This window comes from Paraburkholderia sp. BCC1884, from assembly GCF_900996225.1.
Classification (GTDB): domain Bacteria; phylum Pseudomonadota; class Gammaproteobacteria; order Burkholderiales; family Burkholderiaceae; genus Paraburkholderia.
Genome location: NZ_CAAJGL010000066.1, coordinates 13,604 through 28,244, shown reverse-complemented (window position 1 = coordinate 28,244; position 14,641 = coordinate 13,604). Strand labels below are relative to the sequence as shown.

Annotated in this window: 14 protein-coding genes; 10 read left to right on the top strand and 4 right to left on the bottom strand. The window is 64.0% G+C overall.

Annotation, left to right across the window (positions count from 1 at the left end; genetic code table 11):
• Positions 1-2 precede the first annotated feature (2 nt).
• From FQ705_RS06285 to FQ705_RS06265, 5 genes are all read left to right on the top strand, one after another.
• Positions 3-836: an ABC transporter ATP-binding protein gene (locus FQ705_RS06285; protein ID WP_144138545.1), complete on the top strand. Its 834-nt coding sequence runs from the start codon at positions 3-5 to the stop codon at positions 834-836.
• Entirely contained in the window at positions 833-1,735 is a 903-nt protein-coding gene (locus FQ705_RS06280) for an ABC transporter permease (RefSeq protein WP_260854404.1), read from the top strand. The genes FQ705_RS06285 and FQ705_RS06280 overlap by 4 nt, the downstream gene beginning before the upstream one ends.
• 22 nt (positions 1,736-1,757) lie before the next feature.
• Entirely contained in the window at positions 1,758-3,206 is a 1,449-nt protein-coding gene (locus FQ705_RS06275; RefSeq protein WP_144138544.1) for an amidohydrolase family protein, read from the top strand.
• A gap of 162 nt (positions 3,207-3,368) precedes the next feature.
• Entirely contained in the window at positions 3,369-3,602 is a 234-nt protein-coding gene (locus FQ705_RS06270; RefSeq protein WP_144138543.1) for a hypothetical protein, read from the top strand.
• 113 nt (positions 3,603-3,715) lie between these two features.
• Positions 3,716-3,967: a DUF1488 domain-containing protein gene (locus tag FQ705_RS06265; protein WP_144138542.1), complete on the top strand. Its 252-nt coding sequence runs from the start codon at positions 3,716-3,718 to the stop codon at positions 3,965-3,967.
• Between the two features lie 26 nt (positions 3,968-3,993).
• Here the strand turns inward: FQ705_RS06265 and FQ705_RS06260 are convergent, their stop codons facing one another.
• Positions 3,994-4,923 carry a LysR family transcriptional regulator gene (locus tag FQ705_RS06260; protein ID WP_144138541.1) on the bottom strand — a complete coding sequence of 310 codons (930 nt, stop codon included), beginning with the start codon at positions 4,921-4,923 and terminating at the stop codon, positions 3,994-3,996.
• Between the two features lie 253 nt (positions 4,924-5,176).
• Between FQ705_RS06260 and FQ705_RS06255 the strand changes: the two genes are divergently transcribed.
• On the top strand, positions 5,177-5,950 hold the full coding sequence (locus FQ705_RS06255) for an SDR family NAD(P)-dependent oxidoreductase (protein WP_144138540.1): 774 nt from the start codon (positions 5,177-5,179) through the stop codon (positions 5,948-5,950).
• 20 nt (positions 5,951-5,970) lie between these two features.
• Here the strand turns inward: FQ705_RS06255 and FQ705_RS06250 are convergent, their stop codons facing one another.
• Positions 5,971-7,371, bottom strand: coding sequence for a DHA2 family efflux MFS transporter permease subunit (locus FQ705_RS06250; RefSeq protein WP_144138539.1), 1,401 nt, complete (start codon positions 7,369-7,371; stop codon positions 5,971-5,973).
• A 157-nt stretch (positions 7,372-7,528) separates the two neighbouring features.
• On the opposite strand from FQ705_RS06250, the gene FQ705_RS06245 reads away from it, so the two are divergent.
• Together FQ705_RS06245 and FQ705_RS06240 are read left to right on the top strand one after the other, a co-directional pair.
• Positions 7,529-8,389, top strand: coding sequence for a LysR family transcriptional regulator (locus FQ705_RS06245; RefSeq protein WP_144138538.1), 861 nt, complete (start codon positions 7,529-7,531; stop codon positions 8,387-8,389).
• A gap of 229 nt (positions 8,390-8,618) precedes the next feature.
• On the top strand, positions 8,619-10,178 hold the full coding sequence (locus FQ705_RS06240) for a methyl-accepting chemotaxis protein (protein WP_144138537.1): 1,560 nt from the start codon (positions 8,619-8,621) through the stop codon (positions 10,176-10,178).
• A 71-nt stretch (positions 10,179-10,249) separates the two neighbouring features.
• On the opposite strand, the gene FQ705_RS06235 is transcribed toward FQ705_RS06240, so the two are convergent.
• Positions 10,250-10,687: a carboxymuconolactone decarboxylase family protein gene (locus FQ705_RS06235; protein WP_144138536.1), complete on the bottom strand. Its 438-nt coding sequence runs from the start codon at positions 10,685-10,687 to the stop codon at positions 10,250-10,252.
• A 232-nt stretch (positions 10,688-10,919) separates the two neighbouring features.
• Here FQ705_RS06235 and FQ705_RS06230 point away from each other — a divergent pair, with 232 nt between their 5' ends.
• A complete protein-coding gene (locus FQ705_RS06230) occupies positions 10,920-11,969 on the top strand; it encodes an NAD(P)/FAD-dependent oxidoreductase (RefSeq protein WP_144138535.1) in 1,050 nt (349 codons plus the stop codon).
• A gap of 86 nt (positions 11,970-12,055) precedes the next feature.
• Here FQ705_RS06230 and FQ705_RS06225 read toward each other — a convergent pair whose 3' ends face one another.
• Entirely contained in the window at positions 12,056-12,292 is a 237-nt protein-coding gene (locus FQ705_RS06225; RefSeq protein ID WP_144138534.1) for a hypothetical protein, read from the bottom strand.
• 180 nt (positions 12,293-12,472) lie between these two features.
• On the opposite strand from FQ705_RS06225, the gene FQ705_RS06220 reads away from it, so the two are divergent.
• Positions 12,473-14,455: a PAS domain S-box protein gene (locus FQ705_RS06220; protein WP_144138533.1), complete on the top strand. Its 1,983-nt coding sequence runs from the start codon at positions 12,473-12,475 to the stop codon at positions 14,453-14,455.
• Positions 14,456-14,641 lie beyond the last annotated feature (186 nt).

Below are 14,641 nucleotides of genomic sequence, written 5' to 3'. Positions count from 1 at the left end.
CCATGACGGCCACTGAAGCCTACATGCCGAATGCCGTGTCGCCCTTGCTGTCGGTGCAGCGCGTCGACAAGCGCTATCCGAACGGCACCGTCGCACTGGAAGACGTGCGCCTCGCGATCGAACCCGGCGAGTTCATTTCATTGCTGGGGCCGTCCGGCTGCGGCAAGAGCACGCTGCTGAAAATGTTCGCCGGCATCGAAACGCCGACGCACGGCCATCTGCGCTGGTGGGGCCAACCGTTCGGGACGGTCGGCTCGAAAGGACGGCGCATGTCGATGGTGTTCCAGGAGGCCACGCTGATGCCGTGGGCGACGCTCGCCGACAACGTGCGCCTGCCGCTCGATCTCGCGCGCGTGCCGCGTCGCGAAGCCGACGCGCGGGTGGCCGAGGCGCTCGACGGCGTCGGGCTCGCAAAGTTCGCCAGGGCATTGCCGCGCGAACTGTCGGGCGGCATGCAGATGCGCGCCTCGCTCGCCCGCGCGCTGGTTACCGAGCCCGATCTGCTTCTGCTCGACGAGCCGTTCGGCGCACTCGACGAATTCACCCGCAACCGCCTCGACAGCGATTTGCGCGCGTTGTGGCAACGCCGCGGCATGACGGTGGTGTTCGTCACGCACAGCATTTACGAAGCGGTGTATCTGTCGAGTCGCGTGGTCGTGATGCAGGCGCGGCCAGGGCGCGTCATTGCCGAGGTGCCGATCGACGGACCGCTCGAACGCGATGACGCGTATCGCGTGAGCGAGCCGTTCATGCAGCACTGCAAGACGCTCTCCGAGTTGATTACCGATGCGCATCGCGCGTCCATCGCGTACGAAGAAACAGGAGTGCAATCATGAGCGGCGAAGTTCTGGGCGGGCATTCGGCCAACGAGCGGCGCGTTGTGGCGGCAGTCCCGGCAGTCTCGGTGGCTTCGGCGGCTTCGGCGGCTTCGGCGGCAAAGCCTACGCGCACGCCGTGGCTGCAACGCCCCGGCATCGCGAAGGCGATCGCGCCGTGGGTCGTCGGCGTGGTGGTCGTGCTGATGTGGCAAGGCTGGTGCGTGCTGGCGAAAGTGCCGGCGTATCTGGTGCCGTCGCCGGTGGCGATCGTCGGCGAACTGGTGACGGATGCGCCGCTTCTGTTCGGCAGTCTGCTCGCAACGCTCAAGATCACCTTGCTCGCGTTCGCGCTGGCCACGGTGCTCGGCGTCGTGATTGCGTTGTTGTTCGTGCAGAGTCCGTTGATCGAGGCAAGCCTGTTTCCTTATGCGATTCTGCTGCAGGTCACACCGGTGGTCGCGATCGCGCCGTTGATCATCATCTGGGTCAAGGATATGAACGTGGCGCTGGTGTTGTGCGCGACGCTCGTCGCATTGTTCCCGATCATCTCGAACACCGCGCTCGGTCTGCGCAGTGTGAACCCGGGCTTGATCAATCTCTTCAGGATCAATCGTGCCACGCGCTGGCAGACCCTGGTGCGTTTGCGAATCCCCAGCGCATTGCCGTATTTTTTCGGTGGACTGCGCATCTCCAGCGGCCTGTCGCTGATCGGCGCGGTGGTGGCGGAGTTCGTCGCGGGCACGGGGGGGAGCGGCGCGGGGCTCGCGTATCAGATCCTGCAAGCGGGCTTCCAGCTGAATATCCCACGACTGTTTGCCGCGCTGCTGCTCATCACCGTGACCGGCGTGGTGCTGTTCGCCATCACGGCGTGGGTGTCGCGCATCGGCTTGCGCGGCTGGCACGATAGTCAACTCTGATTTTTTTCGGGCGCACCCGCTTATGGCACCAGACAATACTCAAGCTTCGACGTTGATTCGCAACGCGGCCGCGATCATGACCGGTGGAAACGGCTCGCACGATGAACCGGTGCGCGCGCAAGGTCCCGACATCCGCATCGTCGGCGACACGATCGAGGCGATCGGCACCCTCACGCCGCGTCCCGGCGAGACGATCGTGGACGCGACCGATTGCGTGATTTACCCGGCGTGGGTCAACACCCATCACCATCTGTTCCAGTCGCTGCTCAAGGGCGACACGGCCGGGCTCGACGCCACGCTCACGCCCTGGCTCGCCGCGACACCGTATCGTTTTCGCGCGCTATTCGACGAGCGGCGTTTCCGGCTCGCGGCGCGTATCGGCCTGATCGAACTGGCGCGCTCGGGCTGTACGACGGTGGCCGACCACAACTACGTGTACTACCCGGACATGCCGTTCGACAGCTCGGCGATCCTGTTCGACGAAGCGGACAAACTCGGCCTACGCTTCGTGCTGCTGCGCGGCGGCGCGACGCAAACGCGGCAACTCGAAGCCGACTTGCCGACCGCCTTGCGACCCGAATCGCTCGACGCCTATGCCGCCGATATCGAGCGGCTGGCGGCGCACTACCACGACGCCTCGCCGCGCGCGATGCGGCGTGTGGCGGTGGCGCCGACCACGGTGCTGTATTCGATCCCGCCGCAGCAGATGCGCGAGACCGCGGCGCTGGCGCGGCGGTTGGGTCTGCGCCTGCATAGCCATCTGTCGGAAACGGTCGGCTATCAGGACAGCGCCCACGCAATGTACGGGCAAACGCCAGTGGCGTTTTGCGGCGAGCACGACTGGCTTGGCAGCGATGTCTGGTACGCGCACCTCGTCAAGGTCGATGCCGACGAAATCGCCTTGCTGGCGCAAACCGGCACCGGCGTCGCGCATTGTCCGCAGAGCAACGGGCGCCTGGGCAGCGGCATTTGCCCGGTGCGCGAGATGGCCGACGCGGGCGTGCCGGTTTCGATCGGCGTGGACGGCGCGGCGTCGAACGAAGCGGCCGACATGATCTCCGAAGTGCACATGACGTGGCTCGCGCAGCGCGCGCGCCTGGGCATGCAGGCGCAGCCGACCTATCGCGGCGGCAACTTCGAGGGCGGCGCACAGGCGGCGAGCGTGGCCGACGTGATTCATTGGGGCACGGCGGGCGGCGCGAAAATCATGGGACTCGACGAAGTGGGCCGGGTCGCGCCGGGCTTCGCCGCTGACCTGGCGGTCTATCGTCTCGACGATCCGCGTTATTTTGGCTTGCATGATCCGGCGGTCGGTCCGGTCGCGTCGGGAGGACGGCCGTCGCTGGCGGCGCTTTTTTGCGCCGGCAAACGCGTCGTGACGGATGATCGTATCGAGGGTGTCGATCTTGTCGAGCTAGGACGCGAGGCAAGGGCGGCAGTCCGTGAGCTATTGACCGAAGTCGGTCATTGACCTGCACGCTGGCGCAGCCGCGGCCGGGCGTCGCACGCTGCGCGTGGGCGCCAGCAATCGCTATACTGGCACTGACCGGCTGACGGATTCCCAGCGGTTCTGGATTCACAAAATTTCGATATCCGAAACAATTATCAGCGCTGTTTTGACGCGGAGAACAATATGGATTTGGCCCAGCTCGTAGAAGAGAAAATCAACGAGAGCGCTAGCAGAATCATCAAAGGCGGCGTCGGCACCGACGACATCTCATTGGGCAAACTGAGCTTTTATATGGCGCTGCGGCGAGTGCAGCAGAAGAAGGCCACGGCGCAGGATCTCGGTCTGATGGACGCCATCAACGATACCTTGCAGGCGCTCGCCCTGGTTAAAGAAGGGCGGACGTTTTATCAGGGGTAAAGCAGCTCGGCAGGACGAGACAGCAGGGCACTCACACTTACAAACAACTGCTTGACCCCACTTCCCATTCAGCGCAACGTTGAAGGAGAAACCTATATTTGCGGGGGTCCGACATGTCTCTCAACTTCCCGAATCCGAGCCGCAGTTATGACGCTTCGCATCATTGCGTCACGTTTTGGGGCTACGACAATGCGCGCGAAATCGCCTTCACCGTCGACAACGCCGTGATCTCGAATCTCAGTCCGAGCGTGGGGTCCGACGAGCCCGCCGTTCTCGCCGCGTTCGATCGACATCGCGAACACATCCTGACACTGGCGCGCGGCGTTTATTCCAGCGGCTCACAGAATCGCTACACGATTGCCTGAGACTGGGCAGAGCGGCGCCCGCCGCGTCAGACTGCCGGCTCGCGCGCGGCGCCGCCAGTCAGCGAAACGATGAATTCGAAGAAAGCGCGGACCTTCGCCGGCGGATGATGCCGCGAAGGGTAAAGCGCGTACAGCGGATAAACTTCATCGCCCCAATCGGGGAAAAGCTCGACCAGTTTGCCGTTGGCCAGCATCGTCTCGGCACCGAGCGCCAGAATCTGCGCGACGCCCTGGCCCGCCTTGCACGCGCTGTGCAAGGTGCCCACGTCGTTGACCGTCAGACGCCCTTGCGGGGTAATCACCACTTTCTTGCGGCCGCGATGAAATTCCCAACTGAACGGATAGCCCGTCGCGGGATCGCGGAATTTGATGCCTACGTGCTGACCGTTTTCGAGATCCGCCGGATTCACCGGATGCCCATGCTTCTTCAGATAAGAGGGCGCGGCCACGGTGAGAATGCGCGTGTCGAGCAGTTTGCGGGCGATCAGCGTGGAAACCGGCGGTTCGCCGAAACGGATCGCGAGATCGAAACCGTCGGCGACCATATCGCCCAGCTGGTCACGCGTGATCAGTTCGAGTTGCAGACCGGGATGCTTGTCGATAAAGCCGCCCAGTCTCGGACCCAGCACGAGACGCGAAAAGAACGGGTCCATGTTCACGCGCAGACGTCCGCGAACGGCTGTCGCGCCCTCGGCGGCAGAGGCTGCGGCGTCTTCGAGGCCACCGAGCAGCGGCACGATCTGTTCGTAGAAGCGCCGGCCTTCGTCGGTCAGCGTGACCGAGCGCGTGGTGCGATCGAACAGGCGGATGCCAAGACGCGCCTCGAGCCGCGCGACCGAGCGGCTCACCCCGGACTGCGACATGTCGAGCGCTTCGCCGGCCGCCGCAAAACTGCCGCAATCGACGATCGCCGTCAGGACGCCCATGCCGTTCAGCATGCGCTCGTCAAATGGCATGTTTTCTTCCTTTTGTTATGCATTCGTGCGTGACATGCTAACGCGAAAGTCTGTTTGATTTCACGCGGACACCGCGCGAAAAGCCCTCTGGCAAGTCATATCGATGATGTGCCGTCATGAGTGGAATGACAGCCAGGCTATCGCGTCAGCCATCTGTCGGGCTTTATTCTTTGCGGGTTCGCCCGATCGACCAAGCCATGCGATTCTCGTCATGCATCGGGCATATTTAAGGGAATCAAAGGAGAGAGCCCCTATGTCACGAATTTTTATTACCGGCTCTGCCGATGGCCTCGGTCAGATGGCTGCACGCCTGCTGGTGGACGCCGGGCATCAGGTGGTTTTGCACGCGCGCAGTGCACAGCGCGCCGAGCAAGCCTTGCAGGCAATCCCGCAGGCGCAGACCGCGCTCGTCGCCGATCTGTCGGGCTTGGCCGCCATGTTCGATCTCGCGCAGCAGGTCAACCGGCTCGGTCGTTTCGACGCGGTGATCCATAACGCCGCCGTCGGATATCAGGAGCCGCGCAAGATCACCACGGCCGATGGTTTGCCGCACGTGTTCGCGGTCAACACGCTGGCGCCGTATGTGCTGAGTGCGTTGATCGACAAACCGCAGCGGCTCGTCTATCTGAGTTCGGGCCTGCATCGCAGCGGCGACGCGAGTCTCGACGATCTCGCGTGGGAGCGGCGCCCCTGGCAAGGCACGGCGGCGTATTCGGACTCCAAGCTACACGACGCCCTGCTGGCGTTCGCGCTTGCGCGTCGCTGGCCGGAGGTGTTGTCCAACGCGTTGGAGCCCGGCTGGGTCGCCACGAAAATGGGTGGCGCGAGCGCGCCGGACGATTTGCAGGCCGCGCCGACGACCCAGGTCTGGCTCGCCGCGAGCGACGACCCGGCAGCCAGGGTGAGCGGCGCGTACTTCTATCACATGAAGCCGCGCGAGACGCATCCGGCGGTGCGCGACGTGTCGGTGCAGGAGCGGTTGATCGAAGCCTGCGAGGGCTTTTCAGGTATCGGCTTGCCGGACTGATGGATGATGCCGCGCCGGACTCAGTGACCCGCACCCTGAGTCGCCTGGCCGCGCACGGCGCGCGTGCCAGGTGCTTCGTCGAGCTGACGGAAGATCCATGCCGACACCAGCGTGATCACACCGACGCACGCGAAGCTCAGGCGGAACCCGAGCGCGGGCGATCCCCATTGCGCCGAGAACACGTTCACGAGGCCGCCGCTGATCGATACGCCCAGGCCGATCGCCAGCATCTGCACCATCGAAAACAGGCTGTTGCCGCTGCCGGCGTCTTCGTGCGACAGGTCTTTGAGCGTGACGCTGTTCATTGCCGCGAATTGCATGGAGTTGGCCGCGCCGAACACCGCCAGAACCGCGATTTCGATCACGAGCGGCGTGCCACGCGAGATGAGTGCAAACGCAACGATCGACGACCCTACGATCAACGTATTGACCAGCAGAAAGGTGTCGTAACCATAGCGGCGGATCAGCGGCGCGATCCAACGTTTGGCGACCGTGCCGGCAAGTGCCGCGGGCAGCATCATCAGACCGGAGTGGAGAGGCGAGTAGCCCAGTTGCAGTTGCAACAGCAAGGGCACCAGAAACGGCACGGCGCTCGAGCCGATGCGGCACACCAGGTTGCCGATCAGGCCGACGCTGAAATTCGGCTCGCTGAAGAGCGACAGCTTGAAGAGCGGATTGCTGCGGCGCTGGGCGTGCGGGATATAGGCGAGGGCACTCAAGGCGGCCACCACGAACAGTCCCGCCGACCAGGCCAGCCGATGCGACGCCACGGGCGCGTCGACTGCCAGCGAAAACGTGATCATGCACAGCGACAGCAACCCGCAGCCGACGAAATCGAACGGCGGCGCCTGCGTCTCGCCGTGGGTCGGCAGATAACGCTGCACGGCATACAGTCCGATCGCGCCGATCGGCACATTGATCAGAAAAATCCAGTGCCATGTGATGGCCTGCACGAACCAGCCGCCGAGCGTCGGCCCGGCGATCGGCCCCAGCTGGCCGGCAATCGAAATGAAGGCGAGCGCCGAGACATACTGCTCGCCCGAGACGCTGCGCAACACCGCAAGACGTCCGATCGGCAGCAGCATCGAACCGCCCAGACCTTGCAGCACGCGCGCCATCACCAGTTGGCCGAGCGTATGCGCGCTCGCGCAGCACACCGAGCCAAGCACGAAGATCAGGATCGCCGCGAAGTAGACGCGCCGCGTGCCGAAGCGGTCGGCGAGCCATCCGGATGCGGGCGTGAGCATCGCCATGGTCAGCGTGTAGGCGATGATGATCGGCTGCATGGCGAGCGGCGCGACGTGCAGGCTGTGGGCAATCGACGGCAGCGCGGTGTTGACGATGGTCGTGTCGAGCGACTGCATGAAGAAGCCGGCGGCGACGATCCACAGCAGCGCGGTCTGGGAGGAATCCTTGGTCATCTTTTAGCGAGGCGGCGATGCGCGCGTCTGGGCGGGCGCGCCCGATACAGTTGCTGGGGGGAATTCCGTCATCATATTGACATCCTCGTCAATCGGGAACCCCACTAAGGGCGTTGACTGTTATCGACTTTCCCGATAACCAGCGCGACAATGCGCAATGCTCAATCCAGTCTGGCTCAAGACCTTTGCCACCGTCGCCGGGTGCCACAGTTTCACCGAGGCCGGGCGGCGGCTCGCCCTGACGCAATCGAGCGTCAGCGAACATATCCGCCGCCTTGAAGAGAGTGTAGGCCGCCGCCTGTTCGTGCGCGACACCCATTCACTGGCGATGACTCCGGACGGCGAGGCCATGCTGGCGCACGCCAGCGTGATTCTGCAGGCGCTCGCGCGGGCCGAGTCGCAGTTTCGCGCGCCGCGCCTGAAAGGCCGCGTGCGTCTCGGCTCTTCCGACGACGTCGCGCTCGGTCCTTTGCCCACGGTGCTGGCCGCGTTTCGTGATGCCCATCCCGACGTCGAACTCGAAATCACCATCGGCATGACCGGCAAGCTGTACGAATTGCTCGAAGCCGGTTCCATCGATCTGCTGGTCGGCAAGCGCCGCCTGGGCGATCGCCGGGGTGTGCCGCTATTCACCGGGCGACTGGAGTGGCTGGCGCGCACCGGCACGCTGGTCGACCTCAGCCAGCCGCTGCCGCTGATCCTGGTAGCCGAGCCGAGCGTGACGCGCGCGGTGGTGCTGGACGCGCTCGCCGAGGCCGGCTCCAGCTGGCAGGTCGTATGCACGAGCAGCAGCCATTCCGGCTGTATCGCGGCCGCGCGCGGCGGCCTTGGCATTACGGTGCGTCCGCAGTATCTGGCCGCGCGAGGCCTCGCCGCGCCGCTGAATGCCGCCGCGCTGCCAGCGCTGCCGTCGGTGGAATTCATCGCGCTGGCTGCGCGACGGCTCAGCCGGCCGGCGGGCACGCTGCTGCAATTGCTGCATGACAGCGATTTGCGCGGGTCGTGGATCGGCGAATAAGCAGGCTCGACGTCAGCCGTTCACCCGAACCGTAGGATTCCAGATCAATCGTCTGGTTCGGCGCGCGGATTGATCCGTCGCGCCTGTTGCGCGTTTGCCGCGCGCGCCGAATTTTATTTTTTCCCTCGGTCCACATGGCTATACTTTCCATATGCGGATAGATGTTTCATATAAGGAACAAAAACCGTCGAGACAGTGCGTTGAACAGCCAGAGCTATAAGAAACCACGATGACCAAAAACCTCACCATCAACTTAAGGATCGCGATCACCATCGCGTTTCTCGGTGCCTTGCTGATCGCTACCGGCGCGCTCGGCGTTCTTGGCATGAACGAAAGCAACCAGGCGCAACGTGAGGCTTACTCGGTGCACTTCGCCTCGGCCGTGGCGCTCGGCAAATCGGGGACGGCGATGTCGCGGGCACGCTTCGGTCTCGATTGGGCCATGAGCAATCCGCACTCGCCGCAACTGAATGCGCAACTCGAGCGCGCCCGCCTGCTGCTCGGCGACTCGGACAAATGGTGGGCCACGTTCCGCGACCTGCCCAAGACGCCGGACTTGCAGCGCCTCACCGACGACCTCGACGCGAAGCGTAGCGCCGTGCGTCGCGACGGCATCGACAAACTGATCGAAGCGATCCGCACGGGCGACGCGAGCTGGATGGACGAGAGCCGCGCGGCGCATCTGATCGGCCTCTATACCGCGATGAACACCAGCCAGGGCGCGCTCGAAGACTACTTGAACCAGCAGGCGAGCGACGCCGGCGAGCGCTCGGCCACGCTGTTTCACACACTGCTCTGTGCCTGCATCGGCAGCATTCTGGTGGGCTTGAGCGTGGCGTTCATCAGCTGGCGCACCTTGCGCCGCGCGATCATGGCGCCGTTGCACGACGCGCTGCGCCAGTTCGACGCGATCGCCGCCGGTGAATTGACGACCCAGGTGCCGATCCGATCGAACGACGAAATGGCCACGCTCCTGCGCGGTGTCGCGTCGATGCAGGACAGGCTCGGCGCGACCGTGACCACGGTGCGTGCCGGCTCGCATTCGATTGCCTCGTCGACCCAGCAGATCGCGGCCGGCAATCTCGATCTGTCGCAACGCACCGAGGAACAGGCCGCGTCGCTGGAACAGACGGCGGCGGCGATGGAGCAGCTGACGTCGACCGTGCAACTGAATGCGCAGAACGCGCAGCACGCGAGCGAACTCGCGGCGCGCGCCTCGGAGATGGCCGCGCGCGGACGCCATTCGGTCGGCAGCATGGTCGAGACGATGCGCGTGATTCACGCGGGTTCGTCGAAGATGACCGGCATCATTACGGCCATCGAAGGCATTGCGTTTCAGACCAATATCCTCGCGCTGAACGCGGCCGTCGAAGCAGCGCGTGCCGGTGAAGAAGGGCGCGGCTTCGCGGTGGTGGCGGGCGAGGTGCGCAGTCTCGCGCAACGTTCGGCGGCGGCGGCCAAGGAGATCGGCGGGCTGATCGCGGAGTCGACCGCGCGGGTGGAGAACGGCGCAGGGCTCGTCGATGAAGCCGGCGGCACGATGCAGGAGATCGAAGCGGCGATTGGCCGCGTCGCACGCCTGGTCGGCGAAATCGCGGCGGCTTCGAAAGAGCAGAGCGAAGGCATCCGGCAGGTGAGCCTTGCCGTCACCCAGATGGACGAGGTGACGCAACACAATGCGGCACTCGTCGAGGAAAGCGCGGCGACAGCCAACTCGCTGGCGGATCAGGCGCGGCAGTTGAGCGAGTTGACCGCGGCTTTCAAGGTTGCCCGCGTGCATTCCTATTGACCCGCGTTGCCGCTATTGGGCGGGCAAAACGCGGGCATCGGGCAACGATCGGGCAACCGTTCAGGCAACCCTCAGGCGGGCATCTTGCGAAACGCAATCGCGAAGCGATTCCATGCATTGATCGCCGAGATGAGCAGGGTCAGGTCGACCAGTTCTTCGTCGCTGAAGTGCGGGCGCACGGTTTGCCACACGGCATCGGGCACATGGTCGTGCGACACCAGCGTGACGGCTTCCGTCCATTCGAGCGCGGCACGTTCGCGATCCGTGAAAAACGGCGTTTCGCGCCACACGACGACCGTCGCCAGACGACGTTCGGTTTCGCCGCCTTTACGGGCGTCGGTGGTATGCATGTCGACGCAAAACGCGCAGCCGTTGATTTGCGAGGCGCGCAGACGAACCAGTTCTGTCAGCGATTTTTCGAGCGCCGATTTGCCGATGCGCTCTTCCACGCCGAGCAGGGATTTGATGGCGGCGGGGTTGGCTTTGTAGAAGTCGAGACGTTGTTCCATGATGTGCTCCTGATTCGGTTCAAGAAAGGTCGGGTGCTGCGATGAATGAAGATTAGTCCTGGAACTGGCTTTTGAATATGACCGGTTCTGGTTATTTTCAGGTAACCAGTCAGGCGTGCAGGCAGAGGGCCGCAGCGTCGCGCCAAGCGCCCTTACCGGGTGTAATGGCATCGTTGCCGCGCGGATGACGATTCGGTATGGTGGGCCTTCAACCCATCTGAAGAGAGTGCGCATGACATCCCCCACCGACCAGCAACCGCCGCCGATCCGCTCCGATGTGCTGATCGTCGGCGCCGGGCCCGTGGGCCTGTTTGCCGCCTTTGAGGCGGGCGTGCTCGGTCTGTCGTGTCAGATCGTCGACGCCCTTGGCCGGATCGGCGGCCAGTGCATGGAGCTTTATCCCGACAAGCCGATCTACGATATTCCCGCCATCGTGTCGTGCACGGCGCGCGAACTGGTCGAGCGCCTTATGGCGCAATGCAAGCCGTTCGAGGCGCCGATTCATCTCGAGCAGCGCGTCGAATCGGTCGAGCAGCGCGATGACGGGCGCTGGACGGTGCGCACCGATCGCGGTCTCGCCTTCGACGTCGCGGCGATCCTGCTCGCCGCCGGCAACGGTGCTTTCGTGCCGCAGAAACTGGCACTGGCCGAGGCCGTGCCGCTGGAGTCGCGGCACGTGCACTACAGCGTGCCGCGTCTCGCCGATTTCGCCGACAAGACCGTGGTCGTGGCCGGCGGTGGCGACTCCGCGCTCGATTGGGCGCTGGCGCTACGCAAGGTGGCGCGGCATGTCACGCTGGTCCATCGGCGCAGCGGATTCACGGCGGCCGATTCGAGCGTCGAGTTGATGCGGCGTGCGGTGGAGGCAGGCGAGATGAAGTTCATCGTCGGCGCGATTGCGGGTCTCAAGGTGGAGAACGACGCATTGAAAGCGCTGACCTTGCGGCACATCGAGGGCGAAATCGAACTGGAGGCCGAGCATCTCGTCGCGCTCTACGGACTGGTTGCCGATCTGGGACCGATCGCCGGGTGGGGCCTCACGATTCACGGCGGACGCGTGGACGTGGACACGTCCAATTACGAAAGCTCACGACCCGGTATTTTCGCGGTGGGCGATATCGCCAATTATCCGAACAAGCAGAAGCTGATACTGTCCGGTTTTCACGAGGCGTCGCTGGCGCTACGCAAGGCCTATTCGTACGCGTATCCGGAGAAGAAACGCACTCATGTGCACTCCAGTTACGACGCGAAGCTGGCTGAGAAATTGGGCGCGGCAGGCTGAAGAATTTGCAGATCACGCGGGCGGTTCTGCTGGGCCGGTCATGATCGTTCGATCGCGGCCGGCCCGTTTCTACTTCTACTTATAGGTCATTTGCCCGCAGGCTGGCTGGCGGCGGCTGCCGCGCTCGCTTCCTTGTCCTTCTTCTTTGCTTCGTGATGGCCGATTGCACAGCCCGCGGTGGCGCCTGCCACGCCATGGTCACCAGCGACGTGGCCGGTGACGCCGCCTACGACCGCGCCTTTGGTGCAGCCTTCGGCCTGCGCGGCGGTGTAGGTGATCGACAATGCTGCGGCGAGGGCGACGGTGGTGAGGGTTCGTTTCAATTGAGGCTCCTGTTCTGAATGATGGTGCCTTGATCTCCTAGCAAGCGCGGGGCCTGGCTTGCTTCGTTCATCATTCATGCATCTGAAAGCCTCGCTTTCAATCCCCAGGTGAAACGATAGGCCAGGTAGTCGCCGGCTCACGGTGTATGCTTTTGCTCTAAAGCCAATAATCGTTCGACCATGAAACAGTTCGATGCATCTCCCGCCGACGACAACGGCAAACCCACTACGCAAGCGCACGGAGCCCAAACCGGCCGCGCGGGAATGCCCGTCGATGTCGACTACGGCGAGTTCGTCCAGGTCATCGAAGACTATGCGATCTTCGTGCTCGACGCGACCGGGCGCATCGTCAGCTGGAATGCTGGTGCGCAAAAGCTGAAAGGCTATGCGCCGCACGAGATCATCGGCGAACATTTTTCGCGTTTCTATACGGCTGAAGCGATGGCGCGCGGCTGGCCCGCCTATGAACTGCAGCAGGCCTCGCTCGCGGGCCGTTTCGAAGACGAAGGCTGGCGCGTGCGCAAAGACGGCACGATGTTCTGGGCCAATGTCGTGATCACCGCGATCCGCAACAAGGCCGGCATTCTCACGGGCTTTGCCAAGGTCACGCGCGACCTGACCGCGCAACGCGAGCATCTGGAAGCGCTACGGCAAAGCGAGGAGCGTTTTCGGCTGCTGGTGGACAGCGTGAAGGACTACGCGATCTTCATGCTCGACCCCGACGGCTATGTAATCAGCTGGAACGCGGGGGCCGCGCGCATCAAAGGCTATACACGCGAAGACATCGTCGGGCGGCATTTTTCCACTTTCTATCCGCTTGAAGACGTCGCCGCCGGCAAGCCCGTACGCGAACTGGCGATCGCGCGCGAACTCGGCCATGTCGAGGACGAAGGCTGGCGCGTGCGCAAAGACGGCACGACCTTCTGGGCCAACGTGAACATTACCGCGGTCTACGACGAAACCCGGCGCTTGCGCGGCTTTGCCAAGGTCACGCGCGATCTGACCGAACGGCGTCAGCGCGAAGAACTGGAGCGCTCGGGCGAGCGTATGCGGCAGTTTCTCGCGACGCTTGCGCATGAACTGCGCAATCCCCTCGCGCCGGTGCGCAACGCGCTCGGCGTGATGCAGCTGGAAACGGGGGTGAGTCCGACACTGGCGCGCTCGCGCGATCTGATCGATCGCCAGGTCACGCACCTGACGCGGTTGGTGGACGATCTGCTCGATGTCGGCCGGATCATGTCGAACAAGGTGGAGCTGCGGCTTGGGCGGGTCGATCTGGCCGAGGTGGTGGCGCGTGGCGTCGAGGCCGCCAGGCCCTTCACCGATGCGCACAAACAGCGGGTCGTGCATCATCTTCCGGATGACCCGATCAACGTTCGCGGCGACATGACGCGTCTCGTCCAGGTGCTGCAGAACCTTCTGCACAACGCGTCGAAATTTTCACCGGTGGACAGCACGATCTCGGTCGCGGGTCGCATCGATCATCAGATGGCCGTGCTGGAAGTGCGTGATTCGGGATGCGGCATTCCTCTGCGCTCGCTCGACCGGATCTTCGAGTTGTTCGCGCAGGAGAAGGGCAGCCAGAGCGGCGGTGAAGGTGGTCTGGGCATAGGTCTTACGTTGTGTAAATCGCTGGTCGAAATGCACGGCGGCAGCATCATCGCGAGCAGCGAAGGGCCGGGGCGCGGCAGTACTTTCACGTTCAGTCTGCCGTTGTCCGCCTCGCCCGCGAGCGCAACGGACAACGAGGCGGGCGCCGGCAAGGCGGAGGTGCCGCCGCTGCGAATTCTGCTGGTCGACGACAATCGCGACTCGGCCGACAGTCTGGCGATGCTGCTCGAACTCAAGGGTCACGAGGTGCGCATCGCCTACGAGGGCGAACAGGCATTGGAGGTCGCGCCGCGCTTCGTGCCGCACCTCGCCGTGATCGACATCGCCATGCCGAAGATGGACGGTTATGCCACCATCGCCGCGCTGCGCAAGATGCCTGCACTGGCAGACACGCTGTTTGCCGCGATGACGGGCTTCGGCCACTCCAGCGATCGGGAGCGCACCCGAGAGGCGGGTTTTCACGCGCATCTCGTGAAGCCGGTCGAACTGGCGCTATTCGACAACCTGCTGGACCAGGCCGAAGCGCGTCGCGGCAACAACCCGGCGGTATAGCGGGTCAGTGGCGCCCCGCCTGGTCGGCAAGCGCTTCTTCCCGCTCGTTTTTTGTCTTACCTCATACCTGAGCGTGAGCGTCGCGCTCTTTCGCCCTTTTCCTGAGTCGAGCCGCGTGTTCCGGCGATAAACGCCGGCGGCACGCCGCTTGCTGTCCCGTCTGCATGCGCGGCGGCCATTGAAGGT

Bases quoted from the DNA above. Each gene is read 5' to 3' on its own strand.
- FQ705_RS06285 (WP_144138545.1), top strand. From the start codon at position 3: ATGACGGCCACTGAAGCCTACATGCCGAATGCCGTGTCGCCCTTGCTG.
- FQ705_RS06280 (WP_260854404.1), top strand. From the start codon at position 833: ATGAGCGGCGAAGTTCTGGGCGGGCATTCGGCCAACGAGCGGCGCGTT.
- FQ705_RS06275 (WP_144138544.1), top strand. From the start codon at position 1,758: ATGGCACCAGACAATACTCAAGCTTCGACGTTGATTCGCAACGCGGCC.
- FQ705_RS06270 (WP_144138543.1), top strand. From the start codon at position 3,369: ATGGATTTGGCCCAGCTCGTAGAAGAGAAAATCAACGAGAGCGCTAGC.
- FQ705_RS06265 (WP_144138542.1), top strand. From the start codon at position 3,716: ATGTCTCTCAACTTCCCGAATCCGAGCCGCAGTTATGACGCTTCGCAT.
- FQ705_RS06260 (WP_144138541.1), bottom strand. From the start codon at position 4,923: ATGCCATTTGACGAGCGCATGCTGAACGGCATGGGCGTCCTGACGGCG.
- FQ705_RS06255 (WP_144138540.1), top strand. From the start codon at position 5,177: ATGTCACGAATTTTTATTACCGGCTCTGCCGATGGCCTCGGTCAGATG.
- FQ705_RS06250 (WP_144138539.1), bottom strand. From the start codon at position 7,371: ATGACCAAGGATTCCTCCCAGACCGCGCTGCTGTGGATCGTCGCCGCC.
- FQ705_RS06245 (WP_144138538.1), top strand. From the start codon at position 7,529: ATGCTCAATCCAGTCTGGCTCAAGACCTTTGCCACCGTCGCCGGGTGC.
- FQ705_RS06240 (WP_144138537.1), top strand. From the start codon at position 8,619: ATGACCAAAAACCTCACCATCAACTTAAGGATCGCGATCACCATCGCG.
- FQ705_RS06235 (WP_144138536.1), bottom strand. From the start codon at position 10,687: ATGGAACAACGTCTCGACTTCTACAAAGCCAACCCCGCCGCCATCAAA.
- FQ705_RS06230 (WP_144138535.1), top strand. From the start codon at position 10,920: ATGACATCCCCCACCGACCAGCAACCGCCGCCGATCCGCTCCGATGTG.
- FQ705_RS06220 (WP_144138533.1), top strand. From the start codon at position 12,473: ATGAAACAGTTCGATGCATCTCCCGCCGACGACAACGGCAAACCCACT.